This window comes from Kitasatospora sp. NPDC002965, assembly GCF_040611255.1.
In the GTDB taxonomy this organism is placed as follows: domain Bacteria; phylum Actinomycetota; class Actinomycetes; order Streptomycetales; family Streptomycetaceae; genus Kitasatospora.
The window spans coordinates 1-3,635 of sequence record NZ_JBEXNT010000277.1 but is presented as its reverse complement, the minus strand read 5'-3'; the positions used below and the strand labels follow the sequence as shown (position 1 = coordinate 3,635).

At 75.2% G+C, this 3,635-nt stretch carries 4 protein-coding genes; 3 read left to right on the top strand and 1 reads right to left on the bottom strand.

The features are described from left to right. Nucleotides 1–65: 65 nt before the first annotated feature. Nucleotides 66–809, bottom strand: a complete 744-nt coding sequence (locus tag ABZY91_RS41710; protein ID WP_355409429.1) for an SseB family protein — start codon at nt 807–809, stop codon at nt 66–68. A gap of 119 nt (nt 810–928) precedes the next feature. On the opposite strand from ABZY91_RS41710, the gene ABZY91_RS41705 reads away from it, so the two are divergent. From ABZY91_RS41705 to ABZY91_RS41695, 3 genes are all read left to right on the top strand, one after another. Then, nucleotides 929–2,161: an amino acid deaminase/aldolase gene (locus ABZY91_RS41705; protein ID WP_355409427.1), complete on the top strand. Its 1,233-nt coding sequence runs from the start codon at nt 929–931 to the stop codon at nt 2,159–2,161. Between the two features lie 229 nt (nt 2,162–2,390). After that, nucleotides 2,391–2,816, top strand: coding sequence for a hypothetical protein (locus tag ABZY91_RS41700; protein ID WP_329882330.1), 426 nt, complete (start codon nt 2,391–2,393; stop codon nt 2,814–2,816). Nucleotides 2,817–3,082: 266 nt separating this feature from the next. Further along, a partial coding sequence (locus ABZY91_RS41695) for a lytic polysaccharide monooxygenase (protein ID WP_355409426.1) occupies nt 3,083–3,635 on the top strand: 553 nt, incomplete at its 3' end.

Sequence of the window (3,635 nt, the reverse complement as noted above, 5' to 3'; positions counted from 1 at the left end):
CCCGCTCCCGCGGGCCTCACCGGGCGGCCCGTCGGCGCCCGTCCTCCCGGTCCGCACCCCGGCGGCTACCGCCGGTAGAGCGGCTCCCCCGGCAGTCCGGCGTCCGCGGGCAGCACCGCCAGGCTCAGGCCCCGGTCGAGCCGGACCCGCAGCACCGGGTCCTCGCTGACCGCCCGCCCGATCCGCCGGGCCGCCTCCTGGACCGCCTCACGCTCCAGCTCCTCGTCCAGCACCACCGCGAGCAGACCGTCCGCGTCCTGGTAGGGCGCCAGCAGGCCGCGCACCACGGCGGGCTCCGCGGCCAGCAGCGCCCGCACCGCCTCCCGCACCTCGGGATCGGCCACCGGCGGCAGGTAGGGCCGGTTCTCGGCCAGCGCGCGCAGCCGGGCGCCGGACAGCCGGAAGGCGACCGGTCCGGCCGGGTCGACCAGCAGGGTGTCGGCGCGCTCGGAGAACGCGACCATCGCGGCCTGCGGGGCCGCCACCGGCGCCGGGCGGGCGTCCGCGCGCCAGCGGGCCAGGGTCTCCAGCGAGGTGAAGGCCGGCAGGGCGCGACGGCCGTCGGCGGCCTCGACCACGGGGACGGCCATGTCGCTGGTCTTCTCGTGCCGGTGCCCGTGCTCGTCCAGCTCGACCTCGCCGAGGATCGCCACGATCGGCACCATCAGCCGGGTGGGCGCGAGCGCCGCGAGCACCTCCGGCTCGGCCGTGCGGTCCTGCGACCAGCGGGCGAGCGCGGCGGCCAGGGCCGGGTCTGCGGCGCCGTCGTCGGCGGCGAATCCGGGGTTGGGGATGTTCTTGCGGTCCACCCGGCCGACCCTATGCCACCGTGCGGGCCCCGCCCACGGACCGAAGGTCCCCGGAACCCGGCCCGACACACCCGGCCCATCCCCTACCGGCCGGTAGTGAGGTGTGGCACTCTGCGCCCATGGCCACCCTCGAAGCTGCTGCCCGCGCCGCCGCGACCTCCTCCCCGGCGGCCGACCGCGCCCGGTACGACCGGGCCACCGCCCACCTGGACGGCCCGGTGGCCGTCGTCGACCTGGCGGCGTTCGACGCCAACGCCGCCGACCTGGTGCGCCGCGCGGCGGGCAAGCCGATCCGGGTGGCCAGCAAGTCGGTGCGGTGCCGGGCCCTGCTGGAACGGGCCCTGGCCACGGACGGCTTCGCCGGGGTGATGAGCTTCACCCTCGCCGAGTCGCTCTGGCTGGCCCGCTCGGGCCTGCGCGACATCCTCCTGGCCTACCCCTCCACCGACCGCGCCGGCTTCGCCGAGCTGACCGCCGACCCGGAGCTCGCCGCCGCCGTCACCGTCCTGCTGGACGACCCGGCCCAGCTGGACCTGGTCGACGCGGCCCGGGCGGGCACCGCCGAGGTCCGGGTCTGCCTGGAACTCGACACCGCGCTGCACCTGCTCGGCGGGCGGGTCCGGGTCGGCGCCCGGCGCTCCCCGCTGCGCGCCCCCGGGGACCTCGCGGCCTTCGCCGAGCTGGTCCAGCGCCGCCGGGGCTTCCGGGTGGTCGGGCTGATGGCGTACGAGGGGCACGTGGCCGGGGTGGGGGACGCGGTGCCCGGGCGCCCGGTGCGCTCCCGGCTGGTCCGGGTGATGCAGACCAGGGCGCGGACCGAGCTGGCCGGGCGGCGGGCGGAGGCGGTCCGGCTGCTGCGCCGGGTCGCCGAGCTGGAGTTCGTCAACGGCGGCGGCACCGGGAGCGTCGAGTCGACGGCGGCGGAGCGCGCGGTGACCGAGGTGGCGGCCGGCTCCGGGCTGTACCAGCCCCGGTTGTTCGACAACTACCGGTCGTTCCAGGGGCGGCCCGCCGCCCTTTTCGGCCAGCCGGTGGTGCGCCGGCCCGGGGTCGGTGTGGTGACGGTCCTCGGCGGCGGCTATCCGGCGTCGGGCGCGGCCGGCCCTGACCGCTCCCCCGTGCCGTACCTGCCGCCGGGGCTGCGGTACGACCCGATGGAAGGTGCCGGGGAGGTGCAGACCCCGTTGCTCGGCTCGGCCGCCGACGACCTGCTGATCGGCGACCGCGTCTGGTTCCGGCACGCCAAGGCGGGCGAACTGTGCGAGCGGTTCGCCGAGTTGCACCTGGTCGAGGGGGACGCGGTGGTGCGCACCGTGCCGACCTACCGGGGCGAGCGGCAGACCTTCCTCTGAACCCCGTCCGGTCCCCGGTCCGGACGGACCGCACGTGCCCCGCACGGACCGCGTCGCGCGGCTCCCGGGTCGTGCGGGGCTCGTGCGGCGCGGGGGTCGCACGGGGCGTCCTCCCGGCGGCGAAACCCCCGCCGCAGGGTTCCTGAGCTGCACGGTTCCGCCTCGCGCGCGGGCCCGGTTCCACTACCGTGGAGCGGATGCGAGGACCACGCCGACGGAGGGGGAGACCGTGGAAGCGGAAGTCGTGCAGTTGGTGACGGCCGGCGCCAGCACGCTGGTCGGGCTGATGGCCACCGAGTTCTGGACGCAGGCCCGTTCGCGCTTCGGCTCGTGGCTGGGACGCGGCGAGGGCGACGAGGCGGAGGAGGCCGCACTGGAACGCTCCAGGGCGGCCGTCACCCGCGCGCAGGAGGCCGGCGACACCCGGGCGGTCGAGGACCTGACCGGCGGCTGGCGCGCCCGGCTCCGTGAGGCGCTCCACGAGAACCCCGCTGCGGCCCGGGAACTCGAAGCCCTCCTGGAGGAGTTCGGGCCGAGGCTGCCGAAGCCCGCGGCCGGCTCGTTGAACATCGCGATCAGCGGCGGGACGGTGCAGGGCAGCGTCATCCAGGCGGGCACCGCGGGCTCGGTCACCATCGGACGAACCGACCCCTGACCCGCGGCCCGGCCGCCGAACCTTGGCCGCACCTTAAGAGGGCCCGATGGGATGCCTAACTCCGGCATCCGATCGGGCCTTTGTGCTGCTCGCAGGGCTACAGTCCGTCAAAAAGTGGCTCAGAACGGCCTATTGCCAGCTGGTCTAGTCCAATCATACGCTCAGCTCAGGGGCCGGCGCGCCGGGTCGGCGGGCCCCTCGGACAGACGTGTCCGGCACTCCCCCACATCTTCGACCCGGGAACACGGTCAAGGAGTCCCCACCCCATGTCCATGAAGCGAACCGCCATGTCCGTCGGCGTCATCGGCGCCGCCGTCCTCACCGTCTCGGTCACCGGCATCGGCACCGCCGGCGCTCACGGCACCGTCACCAACCCGGTCAGCCGGATCGCGGCCTGCTACGCGGAGGGCCCCGAGACCCCCAAGTCGCAGATCTGCAAGGACCTCGTCTCCCTGAGCGGCACCCAGCCGCTGTACGACTGGAACGAGGTCAACATCGCCAACGCGGACGGCCGCCACCAGGCCATCATCCCGGACGGCAAGCTGTGCTCCGCCAACCGCGACAAGTACAAGGCGCTGGACCTGCCGCGCGCCGACTGGCCGGCCAGCGCGGTCACCCCCGGCAAGGTCGACTTCAAGTTCCGGGTCACCGCCGCGCACCAGGGCAACCAGACCATCTACATCACCAAGCAGAGCTGGGACCCGACCAAGCCGCTGAAGTGGTCGGACCTCGACGCCCTCCCCGTCGCCCAGGTCCCGACCAGCCGGACCTCCGACAACGGCTACTACAACTACAGCGGGACCCTGCCGCAGCGCACCG